At 68.0% G+C, this 17,471-nt stretch carries 17 protein-coding genes and 1 riboswitch; of the genes, 14 read left to right on the forward strand and 3 right to left on the reverse strand.

Features of this window, described 5'->3' with window-relative positions; genetic code table 11:
• Positions 1 to 64 precede the first annotated feature (64 nt).
• The 5 genes from HWW87_RS00325 to HWW87_RS00345 all read left to right on the forward strand — a co-directional run bounded on the left by HWW87_RS00325 (position 65) and on the right by HWW87_RS00345 (position 6,938).
• The gene (locus HWW87_RS00325; RefSeq protein WP_175818783.1) at positions 65 to 451 is read left to right on the forward strand and encodes a hypothetical protein; all 387 of its coding nucleotides are present in this window, start codon (positions 65 to 67) and stop codon (positions 449 to 451) included.
• Positions 452 to 542: 91 nt separating this feature from the next.
• Positions 543 to 1,835: a TolC family protein gene (locus HWW87_RS00330; RefSeq protein WP_175818784.1), complete on the forward strand. Its 1,293-nt coding sequence runs from the start codon at positions 543 to 545 to the stop codon at positions 1,833 to 1,835.
• Positions 1,836 to 1,846: 11 nt separating this feature from the next.
• The gene (locus tag HWW87_RS00335) at positions 1,847 to 3,370 is read left to right on the forward strand and encodes an efflux RND transporter periplasmic adaptor subunit (RefSeq protein WP_175818785.1); all 1,524 of its coding nucleotides are present in this window, start codon (positions 1,847 to 1,849) and stop codon (positions 3,368 to 3,370) included.
• On the forward strand, positions 3,367 to 6,573 hold the full coding sequence (locus HWW87_RS00340; RefSeq protein WP_175818786.1) for an efflux RND transporter permease subunit: 3,207 nt from the start codon (positions 3,367 to 3,369) through the stop codon (positions 6,571 to 6,573). The genes HWW87_RS00335 and HWW87_RS00340 overlap by 4 nt, the downstream gene beginning before the upstream one ends.
• Positions 6,570 to 6,938 carry a copper-binding protein gene (locus HWW87_RS00345; RefSeq protein WP_175818787.1) on the forward strand — a complete coding sequence of 123 codons (369 nt, stop codon included), beginning with the start codon at positions 6,570 to 6,572 and terminating at the stop codon, positions 6,936 to 6,938. Before HWW87_RS00340 ends, HWW87_RS00345 begins: the two co-directional genes overlap by 4 nt.
• 92 nt (positions 6,939 to 7,030) lie before the next feature.
• On the opposite strand, the gene HWW87_RS00350 is transcribed toward HWW87_RS00345, so the two are convergent.
• Positions 7,031 to 8,041, reverse strand: coding sequence for a sodium:calcium antiporter (locus HWW87_RS00350; RefSeq protein WP_175818788.1), 1,011 nt, complete (start codon positions 8,039 to 8,041; stop codon positions 7,031 to 7,033).
• Positions 8,042 to 8,110: 69 nt separating this feature from the next.
• Positions 8,111 to 8,278, reverse strand: a riboswitch (yybP-ykoY riboswitch).
• A gap of 115 nt (positions 8,279 to 8,393) precedes the next feature.
• Between HWW87_RS00350 and HWW87_RS00355 the strand changes: the two genes are divergently transcribed.
• From HWW87_RS00355 to HWW87_RS00370, 4 genes are all read left to right on the forward strand, one after another.
• Positions 8,394 to 8,669, forward strand: coding sequence for a metal/formaldehyde-sensitive transcriptional repressor (locus HWW87_RS00355; RefSeq protein ID WP_011548394.1), 276 nt, complete (start codon positions 8,394 to 8,396; stop codon positions 8,667 to 8,669).
• Between the two features lie 16 nt (positions 8,670 to 8,685).
• Complete coding sequence (gene dmeF / locus HWW87_RS00360; protein ID WP_175818789.1) at positions 8,686 to 9,708, forward strand: CDF family Co(II)/Ni(II) efflux transporter DmeF; 1,023 nt, start codon at positions 8,686 to 8,688, stop codon at positions 9,706 to 9,708.
• Between the two features lie 2 nt (positions 9,709 to 9,710).
• The gene (locus tag HWW87_RS00365) at positions 9,711 to 9,896 is read left to right on the forward strand and encodes a DUF1289 domain-containing protein (RefSeq protein ID WP_174433714.1); all 186 of its coding nucleotides are present in this window, start codon (positions 9,711 to 9,713) and stop codon (positions 9,894 to 9,896) included.
• 99 nt (positions 9,897 to 9,995) lie between these two features.
• Complete coding sequence (locus HWW87_RS00370) at positions 9,996 to 11,210, forward strand: MFS transporter (protein ID WP_175818790.1); 1,215 nt, start codon at positions 9,996 to 9,998, stop codon at positions 11,208 to 11,210.
• A 17-nt stretch (positions 11,211 to 11,227) separates the two neighbouring features.
• Here HWW87_RS00370 and HWW87_RS00375 read toward each other — a convergent pair whose 3' ends face one another.
• Together HWW87_RS00375 and HWW87_RS00380 are read right to left on the reverse strand one after the other, a co-directional pair.
• Complete coding sequence (locus tag HWW87_RS00375; protein WP_175818791.1) at positions 11,228 to 12,637, reverse strand: heavy metal sensor histidine kinase; 1,410 nt, start codon at positions 12,635 to 12,637, stop codon at positions 11,228 to 11,230.
• Positions 12,634 to 13,305, reverse strand: a complete 672-nt coding sequence (locus HWW87_RS00380) for a heavy metal response regulator transcription factor (RefSeq protein ID WP_175818792.1) — start codon at positions 13,303 to 13,305, stop codon at positions 12,634 to 12,636. The genes HWW87_RS00375 and HWW87_RS00380 overlap by 4 nt, the downstream gene beginning before the upstream one ends.
• 231 nt (positions 13,306 to 13,536) lie before the next feature.
• Between HWW87_RS00380 and HWW87_RS00385 the strand changes: the two genes are divergently transcribed.
• The 5 genes from HWW87_RS00385 to HWW87_RS00405 all read left to right on the forward strand — a co-directional run bounded on the left by HWW87_RS00385 (position 13,537) and on the right by HWW87_RS00405 (position 17,470).
• Entirely contained in the window at positions 13,537 to 13,893 is a 357-nt protein-coding gene (locus tag HWW87_RS00385) for a hypothetical protein (protein ID WP_175818793.1), read from the forward strand.
• Between the two features lie 88 nt (positions 13,894 to 13,981).
• Positions 13,982 to 14,260, forward strand: a complete 279-nt coding sequence (locus HWW87_RS00390) for a hypothetical protein (protein ID WP_175818794.1) — start codon at positions 13,982 to 13,984, stop codon at positions 14,258 to 14,260.
• Complete coding sequence (locus HWW87_RS00395) at positions 14,257 to 15,759, forward strand: TolC family protein (RefSeq protein ID WP_175818795.1); 1,503 nt, start codon at positions 14,257 to 14,259, stop codon at positions 15,757 to 15,759. The genes HWW87_RS00390 and HWW87_RS00395 overlap by 4 nt, the downstream gene beginning before the upstream one ends.
• A gap of 1 nt (position 15,760) precedes the next feature.
• Positions 15,761 to 17,056: a copper oxidase gene (locus HWW87_RS00400; protein ID WP_175818796.1), complete on the forward strand. Its 1,296-nt coding sequence runs from the start codon at positions 15,761 to 15,763 to the stop codon at positions 17,054 to 17,056.
• A gap of 66 nt (positions 17,057 to 17,122) precedes the next feature.
• Positions 17,123 to 17,470, forward strand: coding sequence for a copper-binding protein (locus tag HWW87_RS00405; RefSeq protein WP_175818797.1), 348 nt, complete (start codon positions 17,123 to 17,125; stop codon positions 17,468 to 17,470).
• The last annotated feature ends 1 nt before the right edge of the window (position 17,471 follow it).

Raw genomic sequence — 17,471 nt, forward strand, 5'->3', positions numbered from 1 at the left:
CGCGCGTCGTTTCGCCGTAGCGACGCAGCGTCATGTCGCAACGGGCCGCGCTATAATCGCCGCCATGAAATGGCTTCGGACCTTCATCCTGCTGCTGCTGTGCGCGGTGCTGCCCATCAGCGGGCTGGCAGCCAGCGGCCTGACCGGTGAATGTCCGATGCAGCACACGATGTCGATGGGGGCGGACACGGGCATGAACATGGCCATGTCCGCCGACATGAGCGGCTGCGATTCGATGCAGCCGTCATCCGCCGATCACGCGAAGGCCAAAGCCAAGGGCATGGCCTGCAAGGTGACGGCCCAATGCCAGTTCGGCAGTCTCTACCACCCGGCCGCCCGCGCCGACGTCAGCCGTCCCGCTGCATTCGCCAGCACGATCGTCTTCCACTACACGCAGTCCGTCCCGGTCCGCGACCCGAACGGGTTGTGGCGCCCTCCACGCATCAGCTGATCCCGATTTGACCGGTTCGCCGCGCATGCGGTGAGGTTCGTCCTGTGCGCAGGACGTGGAATCCCTTTGGGTTCCGATTTGGGGTTACACCATGTCATTCGCTTTCCGCACGCTGCGCATGCCGCGTGCATGTCGGCGCACGCCCGTACCGTGGGCCGCGCTGCTGGTGGCGGGCGCCGTACACGCGCAGCAGTCGCCGCTGACGCTGGACGCCGCGCTGCAGTCCGCCACCGATCGTTCCGCGTCGATGCAGGCCGCGCAGGCTTCCGTGCTTGCGCGTTCCGAAGCGGCCGTCAGGGCCGGGCAGTTGCCGGACCCGATGCTCAAGGCCGGCATCGACAACCTGCCGGTCAACGGCGGGCAGCGCTTCACCGTCGGCCAGGACTTCATGACGATGCGCCGCATCGGCATCGAGCAGGAATGGGTGTCCGGCGACAAGCGGCGGCTGCGTACCGCGCTGGCCGACGAGCAGGTTGGCCGCGAGCGCGCCGGCTATCTCGTGCAGCTGGCGGCCGTGCGCCGGCAGACCGCGACGGCGTGGCTCGATGCCGTCTATGCAAAACAGGCGCTCGCGCTTCAGCAGGCGCTGCTCGGTCACATGAACCATGAACTCGACGCGACGCAGGCGTCGTATCGCGGCGCGAAGGCGAGCGCGGGCGACGTCGTGCAGGCTCGCGCGATGCTCGCGCAGACGCAGGACCAGATGCTCAAGGCGCAGCAGGCGTATCGCACCGCGCTCATCGCGTTGGGCCGCTGGACGGCGGCGCCCGTGACCGACGTGACGGGTACGCCGCCCGCGCCCGAATCCTTCGTATCGTCGTTGCCGCCGGACGAGCTGCGCCTGTCGCAGCCGGCACTCGTCGCCGCCGCGGACGATATCGCGGTGGCCGAAGCCGACGCCGCGGTCGCGAACAGCGAGCGCAGCCCCAACTGGACGTGGGAAATCGCGTACCAGCAGCGCGGCGGCGCGTATTCGAACATGGTGTCGGTCGGCGTCTCGATCCCGCTGCCGCTCAATCGCAAGAATCGCCAGAACCGCGACGTCGCCGAAAAGGCTGCGCTCGCGACGAAGGCGCGCCTGATGTACGAGGACACGCTGCGCCAGGTACAGGCCGACATCCGCACGCAATCCGACACGCTGGCGAGCGGCCGCGAACGCCTCGCGAACCTCGGCGCTGCGCTGTTGCCGGCCGCCGACCAGCGCGTGCAGCTCGCGACGGCCGCGTACCGGGCCGGCACGGGGTCGCTCGCCGACACGTTCGCCGCGCGGCGTGCGCAACTCGAGGCGCAGTTGCAGGTGCTCGATCTCAGGCGCGAGGTATCGCAGACCTGGGCGCAGCTCGAATATCAGGTCGTGCCGTCGGCGATGGCCGCCGCGCAGTGAAGGAGACGCTCATGACAAGACAATCACTGACGCGGGCGGCGCTGATCGCGTTCGCCGGCGCGACGCTCGTCGGCGCCGGCTATTTCGCGGGCGTCCGCCATGCGACGGGCGGCGCGGCGACGGCCGGCATGCCCGCCGCTGCGCCGCCGGACATGCCGGCGCCGCAGGCCGCACGCAAGGTGCTGTACTGGCACGACCCGATGGTGCCGAACCAGCACTTCGACAAGCCGGGCAAATCGCCGTTCATGGACATGCAGTTGCAGCCGGTCTATGCGGACGAAGGCGGTGCCGCGGCGGGCATCCGGATCGATCCGGGCCTGCAGCAGAACCTCGGCATCCGCTATGCGACCGTGCGCCGGCAGCAAACGGCGGCCGGTTTCGACGCGGTGGGCACCACGCAGTTCGACGAAGCGCGCGCGGAGGTCGTGCAGTCGCGCGTCACGGGCTACATCGACCATCTGTATGCACGCGCGCCGATGCAGCGCATCGCGAAGGGCGCGCCGGTCGCCTCGTTGTTCGTGCCCGACTGGCTCGCGCCGCAGGAGGAATATCTCGCGCTGAAGCGCGGCGGGATGGACGGCAGCCTGCTCGATGCGGCGCGTGCACGGATGCGGGCGCTGTCGATTCCGGACGGCATGATCGCGAACCTCGACCGTACCGGCCGCGCGCAGACGCACGTCGTGCTGAGTGCGCCGGAGGCCGGCGTCGTCAGCGAGCTGAACGTGCGCGACGGCGCGATGGTCTCGCCCGGCCAGACGCTCGCGAAGATCGCCGGGCTGGCGACGCTGTGGCTGATCGTCGAGGTGCCGGAAGCGCTCGCTTTGAGCGTGCAGCCGGGCATGTCGGTCGACGCGACGTTCGCGGGCGATCCGGCCCGGCATTTCAGCGGACGCATCCGCGAAGTGCTGCCCGGCATCAGCACGGGCAGCCGCACGCTGCAGGCGCGCGTGGAGATCGACAACGCATCGCTGAAGCTCACGCCCGGCATGCTGATGCGCGTACGGGTTGCCGCGAAGGAGACGGTGTCGCGCCTGCTCGTGCCGTCCGAGGCCGTGATCGCGACCGGCCAGCGCACGATCGTCATCGCGAAGCACGGCGACGGCCGGCTCCAGCCGGTGTCGGTGACGGTCGGCAACGACGTCGGCGGCGACACGGAAGTGCTCGACGGGTTGAACGAAGGCGACACGGTCGTCGCGTCGGGGCAGTTCCTGATCGATTCGGAGGCCAGCCTGAAAAGCGTGTTGCCGCGGCTGGAGCGGGCGGCAGGGGCAAGCTCGGCCGCATCGTCCGCGACGGCAACCGCGCCGGTCTACGAAACCACCGGCAAGGTGGAGAAGGTCACGGCCGACGACATCACGTTCTCGCATCAGCCGGTGCCGGCGCTCGGCTGGGGCGCGATGACGATGGCGTTCGGCAAGCCGTCGGCGCACGCGTTTCCGGACGTGAAGCCGGGCCAGACCGTGCGCTTCGCGTTCACGCAGACCGACGACGGTTACCGGCTGACGAAGGTCGAGCCGCAGGGAGGTGAGCGATGATCGCGCGCATCATTCACTGGTCCGTCCATCACCGGTTTCTGGTGCTGCTGGCCACCGTGCTGCTGGCGGCATGGGGCGTGCATTCGCTGCGACAGACGCCGCTCGACGCATTGCCCGACCTGTCGGACACGCAGGTGATCGTGAAGGCGTCGTATCCCGGCAAGGCGCCGCAGGTCGTCGAGGACCAGGTGACCTATCCGCTGACGACGACGCTGCTCGGCGTGCCGGGCGCGAAAACCGTGCGTGCGTACTCGTCGTTCGGTGACGCGTTCGTCTATGTGCTGTTCGACGACCACACCGATCCGTATTGGGCGCGCTCGCGCGTGCTCGAATACCTGAGCCAGGTGCAGAGCCGCCTGCCGGCGGGCGCGACCGTGTCGCTCGGCCCGGATGCGACCGGCGTCGGCTGGGTATACGAGTACGCGCTCGTCGATCGCACCGGCCGTCACGATCTCGGGCAACTGCGCGCGCTCAACGACTGGTTCCTGAAGTTCGAGCTGAAGGCCGTGCCGGACGTATCGGAAGTGGCGAGCATCGGCGGCATGGTGCGCCAGTACCAGGTCGTGCTGGATCCGGACAAGCTGCGCGCATACGGCATCACGCAGGCGGCGGTCGCCGAGGCGCTCGGCAAGGCCAACCAGGCATCCGGCGGCTCGGTCGTCGAGTTGGCCGAGTCGGAGTACATGGTGCGGTCGTCAGGCTACCTGCGCACGCTCGACGATTTCCGGCACGTCGTGCTGCGCACCGACGACACCGGCACGCCGGTCCTGCTCGGCGACGTCGCACGCATCCAGGTCGGCCCGGCGATGCGGCGCGGCATCGCGGAACTGAACGGGCAGGGCGAGGTGACGGGCGGCGTCGTCGTGATGCGCTCGGGCAAGAACGCGCTGACGACGATCGACGCGGTGAAGGCGAAGCTCGCCGACCTGAAGCGTTCGCTGCCGGCCGGCATCGAAATCGTCACGACCTACGACCGTTCGCAACTGATCGCGCGCGCGGTCGACAACCTGACGGACAAGCTGATCGAGGAATTCGTCATCGTCGGGATCGTCTGCGCGGTGTTCCTGTTCCATCTGCGCAGCGCGCTGGTCGCGATCCTGTCGCTGCCGCTCGGGGTATTGGCCGCGTTCATCGTGATGCGCTACCAGGGCGTGAACGCCAACCTGATGTCGCTCGGCGGGATCGCGATCGCGATCGGCGCAATGATCGACGCCGCGATCGTGATGATCGAGAACGCGCACAAGCATCTGGAAGCGTACGACCGCGCGCATCCCGGCGAGCCGATCACGGCCGCGCGCCGCTGGGAACTCGTCGCGGCGTCGGCAGTGGAAGTCGGGCCCGCGCTGTTCTTCTCGCTGCTGATCATCACGCTGTCGTTCGTTCCGGTGTTTTCGCTGGAAGGGCAGGAGGGCAAGCTGTTCGCGCCGCTGGCGTTCACGAAGACCTATACGATCGCGGCCGCCGCCGGGCTGTCGGTGACGCTGGTGCCGGTACTGATGGGCTATCTGGTGCGCGGCCGCATTCCGCACGAGCACGCGAACCCGATCAACCGCGTGCTGATCCGCCTGTACCGGCCGCTGCTCGAAGCGACGCTGCGGCGCCCGTGGGCCGCGATCGGCGTCGCGGTCGTCGCGCTCGTGCTGACGGCCGTGCCGTTGTCGCGGCTCGGCGGCGAATTCATGCCGCCGCTCGACGAAGGCGATTTGCTGTACATGCCGACCGCGCTGCCGGGCATCTCGGCGGACAAGGCGAGCGAGCTGCTGCAGCAGACCGACCGGCTGATCAAGACCGTGCCCGAAGTCGACACGGTGTTCGGCAAGTCGGGCCGCGCCGATACGGCGACCGACCCGGCGCCGCTCGAGATGTTCGAGACGACGATCCGCTTCAAGCCGCGCAGCGCGTGGCGGCCCGGCATGACGCCGGAGAAGCTCGTCGACGAACTCGACCGGACGGTGAAGGTGCCGGGGCTGTCGAACGTGTGGGTGCCGCCGATCCGCAACCGGCTCGACATGCTGTCCACCGGGATCAAGACGCCGGTCGGCGTGAAGATTTCCGGGCCGGACCTGGCGGGGATCGACGCGATCGCGACGCAGGTCGAGGCAGCCGTGAAGCGCGTGCCGGGCGTGACGTCCGCGCTCGCGGAGCGGCTGAACGGCGGCCGCTACATCGACGTCGACATCGACCGGCTCGCCGCCGCGCGTTACGGGCTGTCGGTGGCCGATATCCAGGCGGTCGTGTCGTCGGCGATCGGCGGCGAGGACATCGGCGAAGTGATCGCGGGGCGCGAGCGCTTCCCGATCAACATCCGCTATCCGCGCGAGATCCGCGATTCGCTCGAGAACCTGCGGCAACTGCCGATCGTCACCGCGCGCGGCGCGCAGATCCGCCTCGGCGACGTCGCGCATGTCGCGATCGCCGACGGGCCGCCGATGATCCGCAGCGAAAACGCACGGCTGTCCGGCTACGTGTACGTCGATCTCCGCGGTGCCGACCTGAGCACGGCCGTCCGTGCGATGCAGCAGGCCGTCGCACGGCAGGTCGCGTTGCCGCCCGGTTATTCGATCGCGTGGTCGGGGCAATTCGAGTATCTCGAACGCGCGGCGGCGACGCTGCGCACCGTCGTGCCCGTCACGCTCGTCGTGATCTTCGTGCTGCTGTTCGTCACGTTCGATTCGGCGGCCGACGCGCTGCTGCTGATGTCGACGGTGCCGTTCGCGCTGGTCGGCGGGTTCTGGCTCGTGTGGGCGCTCGGCCATGCGGTGTCCGTCGCGACGTCGGTCGGTTTCATCGCACTGGCGGGCGTGGCCGCCGAATTCGGCGTCGTAATGCTGCTGTACCTGAAGGGCGCGCTGCAGCGCCGGCTCGATGCCGGCGACCCGCTGACCGATGCGTTGCTGCTCGACGCGATTCGCGAAGGCGCGGTGCTGCGTGTGCGCCCGAAGGCGATGACGGTGGCCGTCGTGCTCGCCGGGCTCGTGCCGATCATGATCGGCCACGGCGCAGGCTCCGAGGTCATGCAGCGCATCGCCGCGCCGATGGTCGGCGGCATGGTCACGGCGCCGCTGCTGTCGATGTTCGTCATTCCCGCCGCGTGGCTTCTGCTTCAGCGCCGTCGTGCGCGAAGCGCGGGCCGCACGCGGCATTCCGATGCAGTTCCTTCCGGCACGAACGTGCCATCCATTCCCACCGGAGAATCACGATGAAGATGAATCAATTGATCGCCACTGCCGCCGCCGTTCTCGCGTGCGGCGCTTTCGCCGTCCCGGCCGTTGCCGCCGGCGACATGTCGGGCATGGACATGTCCGGCATGAAGATGTCGTCGGACGGCGCGGCGGAATCGAACGCCGCGCTGACCGACGCCGAGGTGAAGAAGGTCGATGCCGCGAGCGGCAGGATCACGTTGAAGCACGGCGCGCTGGAGAACGTCGGGATGCCGCCGATGACGATGGCGTTCAAGGCGAAGGACGCGGCGATGCTCGCGCAAGCGCATGCGGGCGACAAGGTCAAGGTGCGGATCGAGAAGGTCGATGGCACGTTGACGATCGTCAGGCTCGTCAAGGGTTCCTGATCGTCTGGATGCGGGCGTTGCCGTCGCCCGCATCCGGCGCGATGAAACGCGCCGCACCGACGTGTCCGCCGGTCGGCGCGCCCGACCGGCATTTATCGCGTCAGCGTCAACACCAGATACCCCGCATAACCCGCGCCGTTCGCGAGCAACGCCCACAGCACGAGCCCGCGCGTGCGCGCATTGACGCGCAGCCAGGCCGCCGCCGCGAGCGTGATGATCACGCCGGTCAGCACTTCGGGGCGCGGCTCCCACGGCGTCAGCATGATGCCGATCGCCGGCAGCAACGTACCCTGGAACACCATCGCGCCGGTGATGTTGCCGAACGCGAGCGTGTCCTTTCCACGACGGATCCACAGCACGCTGTTGACCTTCTCCGGCAGTTCCGTCGCGATCGGCACGATGATCAGCGACAGCAGCAGCGCCGACACGCCGAGTACGTGCGATACGCCTTCCACGCCGTGAATGAAGCCCTTCGCGCCGCCGACCAGCAGCGCGACGCCGATCAGCAGTTGCAGCACGATCGTCGCCAGGTTGGTCGGCAGGCCGACGCGCGACAGGAACATCGCGTGCGGCGCCTCGGTGCCGTGCCCGGCATCGACGAGCTGGGTCGACGCGCGGAACGTCATCACGACGTACATCACGTAGAGGCCGACCAGCATCGCGGCGAGCAGCGCGCGCACGGCCCAGTTGTGATGCGGGACGAACATCGCGACGGTCGCCAGCGAGAATGCGGCGAGGAAGGTGTTCATGTCGCGCACGAAGCCCGTGCGTTCGGGCGCGATCGTGCCGCGCAGCCCGCGCGAGCGGATCACGGCGAGCGTCATCAGGAACGTGGTGAGCGTCGCGAGCATCAGCGGCGCGCCGAGAATCGCGCCGACGCCGATCTCCTCGTTCACGGCCTGGTTCGACGTGCCGCCGGCCAGCGCAAGCAGCGGCACCATCGTTTCGGGCAGCGCGGTGCCGACGGCCGCGAACAGCGAGCCGGTCACGCCTTCGGAAATCTTCAGGCGTTCGCCGAGATGTTCGAGCGCATTGGTGAAGACTTCGGCCGCGACGAGGATGACGATCAGCATGAACGCCAGTTCGACGAACATGAACGTCATGCGGCACCTCCGCAGGCAGCGGTGGCGTGGGAGAGGCGAGCGGGGAGGAACATGGGGACTCCGTGGTCGGACGCTGACGAACCATGGCACATCCGCCGCCGTCCGACCAGGAACAACGCGATGTGCCGATGGTCTCGCCAAGCCGATCAGGCTGAACGCGCCACGGCCGCAGGCCGAGTGTGTTGACACGTTCGCTTTCCGTGGACGGAAAGCAGGCTACTCCCCAAAGACGGAAAGCAGTCTAGCCGAGCGGTTTTCTTTCGACAAGCCTTCGTCTCGAAAAATATACCCCTCCACCCTATAGGGGCAGCCTTCCGGAGATATACTCCCCTACCCTATACAGGAGCCATCGATGAGTCATACCGTTCGCGAAAAACAGAAGCTGCTGAACCGCGTGCGCCGTATCAAGGGACAGGTCGAAGCGATCGAGCGGGCGCTGGAAGACGAGCGCGGCTGCAACGACGTGCTGCAACTGATCACGAGCTGCCGCGGCGCGATGAATGGCCTGCTGGCCGTCGTGCTGGAAGACCACATCCGGTCGCATCTCGTCGATGCGGACACGCCCGACGCCCACGAAGGCAGCGCGACCGAGCAGCTGATCGAGGTCGTGCACAGCTATTTCAAGTAACAGGAAGGATCGGTACATGAACGAATTCAACGGCACGTCGGCCGGCGGCGTGCACAGTCACGCGTTTCTGGGCGCCGCCCACGCGCGCAACGAGCGGAAGACGTGGATGGTCATCGGCCTGTGCACGGCGATGATGATCGCCGAGATCGTCGGCGGCACGCTGTTCGGCTCGCTCGCGCTGGTCGCCGACGGCCTGCACATGTCGACGCACGCGGGCGCGATGCTGATCGCCGCGCTGGCCTATACCTATGCGCGCCGCTACGCCGACGATCCGCGCTTCGTGTTCGGCACCGGCAAGCTCGGCGACCTGGCCGGCTTCACGAGCGCGATCGTGCTGGCGATGATTGCGTTGCTGATCGGCTATGAGGCGATCGCGCGCCTGCTGGCGCCGGTGCCGATTCACTTCGACGAAGCGATTCCGATCGCCGTGCTGGGGCTTGCCGTGAACCTCGCCAGCGTGTGGCTGCTGAGCGGCGATCACCATCACGGGCATGGGCACGGCCATCATCATGCGCATGGGCACGATCATCATCACGAAGACGAAGACGAAGACCACGACGACGCGCACCACGCGCATCATGGTCACGGTTCGCACTCGGCCGCGCATCGCGACCACAACATCCGGTCGGCCTACGTTCACGTGATCGCCGACGCGGCCGTGTCGGTGCTGGCGATCGTCGGCCTGCTGCTCGCGCGCGCGTTCGGATGGGTCTGGATGGACCCGCTCGCGGGCATCGTCGGCGCGCTGGTGATCGCCAACTGGGCGTACGGGCTGATACGCGATACGGGCGGTGTCCTGCTCGACGTCAACGTCGATCGCAAGCTGACGGACAACGTGCGCCGCGCGATCGAGGCGCTCGGCGACACGGTCAACGATCTCCATGTGTGGCGCGTGGGCCCCGGGCACATGAGCGCGATCGTGTCGGTCGAATCGGGCGACACCGCGCGCGATGCGCGTTTCTATCATGCGCTGGTCGCGGGCTTCGACGGCGTGTCTCACGTGACCGTCGAAGTGCTGACACCCGCGAAGGCGGCCTGATCGTGGCCGTGAAATCGCCGTGTATCGATCTCTGCGCGTTCGACGGCCGCACTGGCTTTTGTGTCGGCTGCCTGCGCACGCGCGACGAGGCGCGCGACTGGAAGAAGCTGACCGACCATCGCCGGCACCAGATACTCAACGACCGGACGCGCCGGCAGGCGAAGCTGCGGCGCGACACGGCGGAATAGCAAGGGCGCACGCGTTCCTGCGGCGTCCGATCAGGGTCACGGGCGTGCGGTAGCATCACAGGCATTCAGCTTCAGGATTCCTGAATCGGGGAGCGACCCATGCAGACCGACTCATCGACCGGCATTCTTCGCCAGATTCCGCGCAGCGTGTGGGTGCTCGGCTGTGTCAGCCTGCTGATGGACGTGTCGTCCGAAATCATCCACAGCCTGTTGCCGATGTTCCTGATGGCGGGTCTTGGCGCAAGCGCGACGACGATCGGCCTGATCGAAGGGATCGCCGAGGCGACGTCGCCGGTCGTCAAGGTATTCTCCGGCACGCTGAGCGACTACCTGCGCAATCGCAAATGGCTCGCGGTGACCGGCTACGCGCTCGGCGCGCTCAGCAAGCCGCTGTTCGCGATCGCGCCGACGATCGGCGTCGTGGTGGCCGCGCGGATCGTCGACCGGGTCGGCAAGGGGATTCGCGGCGCGCCGCGCGATGCGCTCGTCGCCGACGTCACGCCCGTTCACCTGCGCGGCGCCGCGTACGGGTTGCGCCAGTCGCTCGACACGGTGGGCGCGTTCCTCGGGCCGCTGCTGGCCGTCGTCATCATGCTGGTGTGGCGCGACGATTTCCGCCTCGCGTTCTGGCTGGCCGTGATTCCCGGCGTGCTCGCCGTTGCGCTGCTCGCGTTCGGCATCGACGAACCGGCGCATGCGCCGGGCGAGAAGCGCGTGAACCCGATTCGCCGCGAGGTCGTCGCGCAACTCGGCGCCCGCTACTGGTGGATCGTGGCCGTCGGCGGCGTGTTCGCGCTGGCGCGTTTCAGCGAGGCGTTTCTGGTGCTGCGCGCGATGGGTAGCGGCGTGCCCGTCGCGCTCGTGCCGCTCGTGATGGTTGCGATGAACGTCGTGTATGCATTGTCGGCTTACCCGTTCGGCAAGCTCGCCGATACGACGAGCCACACGAAACTGATGGTGGTCGGGCTCGTCCTGCTGATCGCCGCCGATATCGTGCTGGCGCACGGCGCGCACTGGCCGACCGTGCTCGTCGGCGTCGCGCTGTGGGGGCTCCATATGGGGATGACGCAAGGGCTGCTCGCGACGATGGTCGCGCAGGCCGCGCCGGCCGAATTGAGAGGGACCGCGTTCGGCGTGTTCAACCTGATCAGCGGCATCGTGACGCTCGTATCGAGCGTCGTCGCGGGCGTCCTGTGGGACCGGGCGGGCGCTGCCGCGACGTTCTACGCGGGGGCCGTATTCAGCGCGACGACCATCGCGCTTCTCGTTTGCGTTCGCAGGTCGTTTAGCGCCGTGCAGGATCGCCAGCGCTGAATGCGGCGGCGCATGGCCTATCTGCCCGTGCCGCGCGGAAAGTAGAGCGCGAACGTCGTGTGCCCGTCGCGGCTCGCGACCTCCACCTTGCCGCGATGCAGCTCCATGATCGACTTCACGATCGCGAGCCCGAGCCCCGCGTTGCGCGCCGCGCCGTGCCGTGACGAATCGATCCGGTAGAAGCGCTCGAAGATCCGGTCGACCTGTTCGGGCGGAATCGCGACGCCGCGATTCGTGACTTCGACGACCGCGTAACCGCCCTGGTTCGACACGGCCAGCTCGATCGTCGACGCGGCTTCCGCGTGTTCGAGCGCATTCGACGCGAGGTTGCTCACCGCGCGCCGGAACAGCGTCGCGTCCGCGACGACCGGCGCTTCGCCATGCACGTCGATACGCACGCCGGCTTCGTCCGCCAGCGCCTGGAAATACGACGCGAGCCGGCGCAATTCGCTGCCGGCGTCGAGTTCGGCGGTCTTCAGGTGCTGCCGCGCGTTGTCGGTGCGCGCGAGAAACAGCATGTTCTCGATCATCCGCTGCAGCCGCTCGCATTCCTCGATGTTCGATTCGATCAGCGCTTCGTATTCGTCGGACGTGCGGGCGCGCGACAGCGTGACCTGCGACGAGCTGATCACGTTCGCGAGCGGCGTGCGCATGTCGTGCGCGAGATCGGACGAGAACTGCGACAGCCGCACGAACGCGCGCTCGAGCCGGTCGAGCATCCGGTTCACCGACGTGGCGAGCTCGTGCAACTCGACCGGGCCGCCGCGCGCGTCGAGGCGCGCGTTCAGGTTGTGCGCCTCGATGCGCGACGTCTGCCGGCCAAGGCTTTCGACCGGGCGCAGGCCGCGCGACGCGACCGCATAGCCGAGCGCGCCGACCAGCAGCGCGCCGACGGCCGCCGCGAGCCAGATGTCGACACGATAGCTTTCGAGCAGCGATTGCCGATCGGTTGCCGTGCGCGCGAGCGCGACCTGGATCGCTTCGCCGGACGGCAGCGTTTCGCGTGCATACACGCAGCGCGACGAGCCGATACCGGGCGGCGCGCACGTGAACGGGCCGCTGGCGTGGCCTGCCGGATGCGAGGCTGCGATCACCGACGCGAGCGTGTTGCCGGCTTCGTCGGAATGCTCGACGAGCGGGCGGTGTTGCGCGTCGTAGATGCCGAGATAGACGCCCGGATGCGACAGCAGCACGTCATGGAACACGGCCGGATCGGCGCGCAGCGCGGCCGTCGAGCCGCTGGCGCGTGCCAGTTGCAGGAACTGGTTGAGCTTGCCGGAAATCTCGATGTCGTCGCGCCGCGTCAGCTCGGCGGACAGCGAGCGGTAGAGATACGCGCCGGTCAGCGCGAACACGAGCGCGGCGACGGCGGCGAACGCGAGCGTCAGGCGCCGCAGCAGCGAATACGAAGCGGGGCTCGCGGTCACGAACGATCCTCGAGCACGTAGCCCATGCCGCGGATCGTATGGATCAGCTTCGTCTCGTACGCGTTGTCGATCTTCGCGCGCAGGCGCTTGATTGCCGCGTCGACGACGTTCGTGTCGCTGTCGAAATTCATGTCCCAGATCTGCGACGTGATGAAGGTGCGCGTCAGCACCTCGCCTTCGCGTTCCGCGAGCAACTGCAGCAGCGCGAATTCCTGCGCGGTCAGGTCGATGCGGGCGTCGGCACGCCGCACGCGGCGCTTGAGCAGGTCGATTTCGAGATCGGCGACGTGCAGGATGTCGCGCACGTTGCGCGGCGCGCGCCGCAGCAGCGAGCGGATGCGCGCCAGGAATTCGGCATATGCGAACGGCTTGAGCAGGTAATCGTCGGCGCCGAGTTCGAGCCCGGCAACCTTGTCCTCGATCGCGTCGCGGGCCGTGAGCAGCAGCACGGGCGTCTGCTTCTGCGCGCGCAGCCGCCTGAGCACCTCGAAGCCGTCCAGCTCCGGCAGCATCACGTCGAGCACGACCAGGTCGAAATCCTCGTGCAACGCGAGGAACAGCCCGTCCTGGCCGTTTTCCGCGACGTCGACCGTGTAGCTCGCCTCCATCAACCCCTTGCGGAGGTATGACGCCATCTTGGGTTCGTCTTCGACTATCAGTATCCGCATGGTGAGGCAGGCTGTCCGTGATTCCAGCCGGTCAGTGTAACGCCAGAGCGTACGGTGTCGCGCGTGCGCGAAGGATGACCGGCGGATGACGGAATTGTCATGAAAACGCGGTCATGTTTCGGCCATGTCGCCGTCACCGCGGCGGCGATAAGCTGCGGCCGTCTTGTCCCCGGAGCGCGCCGTCGTGCGCCGCGCCGGCCCAACGGTCGCTATTTGCCTGATTTCGCATCCATGTCGTACTGGCGCACCTTCCTCGTCGTCGTGTTGCTGGCGCTGAGCCTGCCGATCCAGTCGTTCGCGGCTGTGTCGATGCAGTGCGCGGGCGCTGCCGTGCCGCATGAGGAGAAGGCACCGCATGCGATGCCGGCCGCGCAGGACGGCCATCACGATCACGGCGAACACGCGCGGCATGCGTCGTCATGTGCCGCGTGCGTGTCGTGCTGTTTCGGCACGGGGATGTCGGGTGCGCCCGCGGTGCCCGCCGCGGCGAGCGTCGGCGTCACGATCGTCGCGCCGCCGCCTTCGGCCGGGGGCGTGTCGTTCCTGACCGGCGGCATCGACCGGCCGCCTCGCCGGATGCCTGTCTAGTCCCTGCCCGCGGCCGACCCGCCGCGATCCGCCATTTGCTCCGGCAGCCGCATCACGCGCGCCGGACGACTTACGACGAGACATGTTCATGCGATTGATCATTGCGGCGCTATGGGGCGCGGCGGCCCTCGTGCCGTTGCTTGCGCCCGCGCAAACCCCGTTTCCCGATCCGGCGGACGCCGCCGCGTCGGTGCCGGACGTCACAGTGACGTCCGCGTTCGACGGTTACCGGCCGTATCGGGACGACGCAGGCCCGGGCTGGAAGCAACTGAACCGGGACGTGATGGAGCGGCCCGCGAAAGGGCGCACGACCGGTGCGGCCGGCAACGGCGCCGCCCATTCGACGCACGGAGGGGCCGCGCGATGACCACGCTCGCGATATCACCGAGGATTGGCGCGGCCGCAATTGCGCTGGCGTTCCTCGCGGGCTGCACGACGTTTTCGAAGGACGGCGGGTTCGACGCCGTGTCGTCGGTTGCATCGGAACGCATCGGCAAGGACGCGGTGGTGGTGCGGACCGACGCCGACCGCGAAGCCGTCGACCAGCGGACGAAAGAGCTGCTCGGCAAGCCGCTGTCGATGGACGACGCGGTGCAGGTCGCGCTGCTGAACAACCGCGGCCTGCAGGCGGCGTACGCGGAGCTCGGGCTGTCGGAGGCCGACCTCGTGCAGGCCGGCCGGCTGCCGAACCCGCGCTTCGCGTTCAGCCGCACGCGTGCCGGCGATGGCGAACTGACGCTCGGCCGCACGTTCTCGGCGAACGTGTTCGCGCTGCTGACGATGCCGCTCGCGACGCACATCGAGCGCCGCCGTTTCGAGCAGACCAAGCTCGAAACGGCCGACGCGATGCTGAAGGTCGCGGCCGACGCGCGCCGGGCCTACGTGGAGGCCGTCGCCGCCGAACAGGCCGCGAACTATGCGCAGCAGGTGCGCGAGGCCGCGAGCGCGGCCGCCGAACTCGCGCTGCGCATGCGGCAGGCCGGCAACTTCAGCCGTCTCGACTACGCACGCGAACAGGCATTCCACGCCGACGCGGTCGCGCAGCACGCGAAGGCGCGCCAGCAGGCCGTCGCCGCACGCGAGAAGCTCACGCGTGCGATGGGGCTGTGGGGCGAGCGCACACGGTATGCGCTGCCCGAACGCTTGCCGGATTTGCCGAAAGCACGCCCGGACCTGCCCGATCTCGAACGCTTCGCGATGAGCAACCGCCTCGACATCCAGGCGGCGAAGCTGCAGACGCAGGGCGTCGCGTCGTCGCTCGGCCTGAGCAAGGCCACGCGCTTCGTCAACGCGGTCGATCTCGGCTACGTGAACGACTACGAGACCGGCAAGGGCCACGAGCACGGCTACGAGATCAGCGTCGAGATTCCGCTGTTCGACTGGGGCGGCGCGAAGGTTGCGCGCGCGGAAACCCTCTACATGCAGTCGGCGAACCGGCTCGCGAAAACCGCCATCGATGCACGCTCCGAAGTGCGCGAATCGTACGCGTCGTACGTGACGAGCTACGACGTCGCCACGCACTATCGCGACGAAGTCGTGCCGCTGCGCAAGACGATCTCCGACGAACTGCTGCTGCGCTACAACGGGATGCTCGCGAGCGTGTTCGAACTGCTGACCGATGCGCGCGAACAGGTCGGCGCGGTCAACGGCTATATCGACGCGCTGAAGGACTACTGGCTCGCGGAAACCGATCTGCAGATGGCCGTCGGCGGTCGGTTGCCGTCATCAGGTGCTGCACCGCGCGTGACGAATTCCGCCGAATCAGCACCCGAATCCACACCCAACGCCGACGCTGCACCGCAGCCGGCTTCCCCCTCCGCGGCGCCGTCGGCGCCCGTCACGCAACCGCATCAGGAAGGTCATTGACATGGTGTCCCGTCGACAATTTCTCAGCGGCTCGGGCGCCGCGCTGCTGGGCGCCGCGATGGTCAGCCGGGCCGGCGCCGCATCGCTGCCCGACGCGCCGACGATGGCGAAGTCCGGCACGCAGCCGCCGCTCGTGCCGCCCAACGGCCACCCGTACACGCCCGTCGCGACGCTGAACGGCTGGTCGCTGCCGTGGCGGATGAAGAACGGCTGGAAGGAATTCCACCTGACGGCCGAGCCCGTCGTGCGCGAGATGGCGCCCGGCATGAACGCGAACCTGTGGGGCTACAACGGCCAGTCGCCGGGCCCGACGATCGAGGCCGTCGAAGGCGACAAGGTCCGCATCTTCGTGACCAACCGGCTGCCCGAGCACACGACGATCCACTGGCACGGGCTGCGGCTGCCGAACGGGATGGACGGCGTCGGCGGCCTCACGCAGCCGCATATCCCGCCCGGCAAGACCTTCGTCTACGAATTCCGGCTCGAAGCGCACGGCACCTTCATGTATCACCCGCACGCCGACGAGATGGTGCAGATGGCGATGGGGATGATGGGCATGTTCATCGTGCATCCGAAGGATCGCGGCACGATGCCGGTCGATCGCGATTTCGTGTTCCTGCTCGCGGCATACGACATCGATCCGGGCAGCTACACGCCGCGCGTGAACGAGATGACCGACTTCAACATGTGGACCTTCAACTCGCGCGTGTTTCCGGGCATCGACCCGCTGCCGGTGCGCGCCGGCGACCGCGTGCGGATCCGGTTCGGCAACCTGACGATGACGAATCACCCGATCCACCTGCACGGCTACAGCTTCGAAGTCGCGGGCACCGACGGCGGCTGGATTCCGCCCGCCGCGCGCTGGCCGGAAGTGACGGCCGATGTCGCGGTGGGCCAGATGCGCGCGATCGAGTTCACCGCCGATCGCCCGGGCGACTGGGCGTTCCATTGCCACAAGTCGCACCACACGATGAATGCGATGGGCCACCAGGTGCCGAACCTGATCGGCGTGCCGCAGAAGGATCTCGCGAAGCGGATCGGCAAGCTCGTGCCCGACTACATGGCGATGGGCAGCACGGGCGGCGCGATGGGTGGCATGGAGATGCCGCTGCCGGATAACACGCTGCCGATGATGACCGGTACGGGCCCGTTCGGGCCGCTGGAGATGGGCGGCATGTTCACGGTGCTCAAGGTGCGGCAGGGGCTTGGGCGCAACGACTATCGCGATCCGGGCTGGTTCCGGCATCCGAAGGGCACCGTCGCATACGAATACACCGGCGAATTGCCGGACGGCTGAAGCAGCACGCGGCGGCCGCACCGATGCGGCCGCCGGTTTCCATTCACTCACACGGGAGTCGACACGATGAAGAAGGGACTGGTTTTGATGGTGACGGGCTGCGCGCTGGTGTTCTCCGCCGCGTCGTACGCGGCCGGCGACATGGCCGGCATGGACATGAGCGGCGGCGCGAAGCAGGGCGCCGCGACGGCGCCGCGCATGTCGCACGGCGAGATCCGCAAGGTCGACACGGCGGCCGGCAAGCTGACGATCAAGCATGGCCCGCTGGAGAACCTCGGGATGGACGCGATGACGATGACATTCAAGGTGAAGGACCCGGCGATGCTGTCGCAGGTGAAGGCGGGCGATACGATCGACTTCGTCGCCGAGGACGTGAACGGCGCGCTGACCGTCGTCGAACTGAAGAAGCCGTGAC

The organism is Burkholderia sp. BCC0419 (assembly GCF_902830285.1).
In the GTDB taxonomy this organism is placed as follows: Bacteria; Pseudomonadota; Gammaproteobacteria; order Burkholderiales; family Burkholderiaceae; genus Burkholderia.

What these genes read in the sequence shown, in the direction of transcription:
- HWW87_RS00325 (WP_175818783.1), top strand. Translation starts at nt 65, where the DNA reads ATGAAATGGCTTCGGACCTTCATCCTGCTGCTGCTGTGCGCGGTGCTG.
- HWW87_RS00330 (WP_175818784.1), top strand. Translation starts at nt 543, where the DNA reads ATGTCATTCGCTTTCCGCACGCTGCGCATGCCGCGTGCATGTCGGCGC.
- HWW87_RS00335 (WP_175818785.1), top strand. Translation starts at nt 1,847, where the DNA reads ATGACAAGACAATCACTGACGCGGGCGGCGCTGATCGCGTTCGCCGGC.
- HWW87_RS00340 (WP_175818786.1), top strand. Translation starts at nt 3,367, where the DNA reads ATGATCGCGCGCATCATTCACTGGTCCGTCCATCACCGGTTTCTGGTG.
- HWW87_RS00345 (WP_175818787.1), top strand. Translation starts at nt 6,570, where the DNA reads ATGAAGATGAATCAATTGATCGCCACTGCCGCCGCCGTTCTCGCGTGC.
- HWW87_RS00350 (WP_175818788.1), bottom strand. Translation starts at nt 8,041, where the DNA reads ATGACGTTCATGTTCGTCGAACTGGCGTTCATGCTGATCGTCATCCTC.
- HWW87_RS00355 (WP_011548394.1), top strand. Translation starts at nt 8,394, where the DNA reads ATGAGTCATACCGTTCGCGAAAAACAGAAGCTGCTGAACCGCGTGCGC.
- dmeF (WP_175818789.1), top strand. Translation starts at nt 8,686, where the DNA reads ATGAACGAATTCAACGGCACGTCGGCCGGCGGCGTGCACAGTCACGCG.
- HWW87_RS00370 (WP_175818790.1), top strand. Translation starts at nt 9,996, where the DNA reads ATGCAGACCGACTCATCGACCGGCATTCTTCGCCAGATTCCGCGCAGC.
- HWW87_RS00380 (WP_175818792.1), bottom strand. Translation starts at nt 13,305, where the DNA reads ATGCGGATACTGATAGTCGAAGACGAACCCAAGATGGCGTCATACCTC.
- HWW87_RS00385 (WP_175818793.1), top strand. Translation starts at nt 13,537, where the DNA reads ATGTCGTACTGGCGCACCTTCCTCGTCGTCGTGTTGCTGGCGCTGAGC.
- HWW87_RS00390 (WP_175818794.1), top strand. Translation starts at nt 13,982, where the DNA reads ATGCGATTGATCATTGCGGCGCTATGGGGCGCGGCGGCCCTCGTGCCG.
- HWW87_RS00395 (WP_175818795.1), top strand. Translation starts at nt 14,257, where the DNA reads ATGACCACGCTCGCGATATCACCGAGGATTGGCGCGGCCGCAATTGCG.
- HWW87_RS00400 (WP_175818796.1), top strand. Translation starts at nt 15,761, where the DNA reads ATGGTGTCCCGTCGACAATTTCTCAGCGGCTCGGGCGCCGCGCTGCTG.
- HWW87_RS00405 (WP_175818797.1), top strand. Translation starts at nt 17,123, where the DNA reads ATGAAGAAGGGACTGGTTTTGATGGTGACGGGCTGCGCGCTGGTGTTC.